Source organism: Clostridium puniceum (assembly GCF_002006345.1).
GTDB classification, from domain to species: domain Bacteria; phylum Bacillota; class Clostridia; order Clostridiales; family Clostridiaceae; genus Clostridium; species Clostridium puniceum.
On record NZ_LZZM01000106.1, the window covers coordinates 1 to 1,347 of the forward strand.

At 23.8% G+C, this 1,347-nt stretch carries 2 protein-coding genes; both read left to right on the forward strand.

Features of this window, described 5'->3' with window-relative positions:
* The coding region (locus CLPUN_RS28015; protein WP_198944306.1) for a transposase at nucleotides 1–283 on the forward strand (283 nt) is incomplete at its 5' end.
* Nucleotides 284–472: 189 nt separating this feature from the next.
* Complete coding sequence (locus CLPUN_RS08520) at nucleotides 473–1,066, forward strand: zinc dependent phospholipase C family protein (RefSeq protein ID WP_077846877.1); 594 nt, start codon at nucleotides 473–475, stop codon at nucleotides 1,064–1,066.
* Nucleotides 1,067–1,347: the final 281 nt, after the last annotated feature.

Below are 1,347 nucleotides of genomic sequence, written 5' to 3' on the forward strand. Positions count from 1 at the left end.
GGGTAAAATAGTTATTATTCTTGATAATGCAAAAATTCATCATGCTAAGCTGATACAACCATTTTTAAAAAAGATGAAAAATAGACTTGAATTAATGTTTTTACCTCCATATAGTCCTGATCTTAATCTAATTGAGGGGTTATGGGGATGGTTAAAATCATCAGTAGTAAATAATGCATTCTTTAAAAGTTTGGTTGGTATTAGAGTTGCTGTACAAAATTTCATTGAAACAATAAATAAAGTTCCTACACGAACAATAGACAGGCTATGTATTAAGATGTAGAAACTTTATTAGAACTTATATAATTAAAATTATTATATATTTTAATAACACATTTATACTGAATAATTTATATATTGTTTATACTTAATTTAAATGAAATTTACAACTTTAATTTATAATTCAATTAACCTTTACATCTATATGTTTTTTAGCTTATATAAAACTTATTATTAGGAGGAAATATTATATATGAAAGTAAGAACTCATGTTAAATTAGCTGAATTATCTTTAATTAAAAATATAGCTGCTATTCCAAAAGGATTTTCCAAATTTATGTTTAATTTTGGCCTAGTAATGGTAGATCAAAGCTGGCTTATTAAAACTCATCCCCATTATATACAAAAATCCCTTGGATATATTAATAAAAAAATAGAAAAACTACTTTCTGTTAAAAAATTTAATGCATATCATTCACTACAGCTTGGAATCGTGATTCACTACCTTTGTGATTTTTGCTGTAATTCTCATATTACAGGCTCTATTGGTAATATTTCTTATCACTTAAAATACGAACGTGACTTACAAAAATATTTATTAGAAAATTTCCATGCACTTAAAACTCAAATTTACAATAAATCTAATAATATAAATTCGAATTTACACAACTTAGCTTCAATAAAAGCTTCAATTGATAAAACCTTACTTAATTATATTAAAGGAGAAGCATCTTTACACTGGGATGTTAAACACTGTATAGAAATTAGTTCATTTGTTTGTGCTGTTATTTTTAATTCTTCTAGGATTCTTGTACCTGCTAAAGAAAAATTACAGTTGTCTAATTGAAGAATTTTATGTACTAGTGTATTTGAATCATAACAATATAATAAAAATAAAAGCAAGGGAATTTCTTTTTACAAAACCCTTGCTTTTATTATTTTATAACATATAAATTGCTATTGAATTTTATATTCTGAAATAATATATTATTTTAGATTACTTAGTAAAAAACAATAAATAAATATGTAAATTAATACAGAAAAAGTTGCTGCAATTAAAGAATATTTTAGCATCTTGAACATAGTTTCCTCCCTCCATCTATATGATATCTTAATATTTTTCTAATG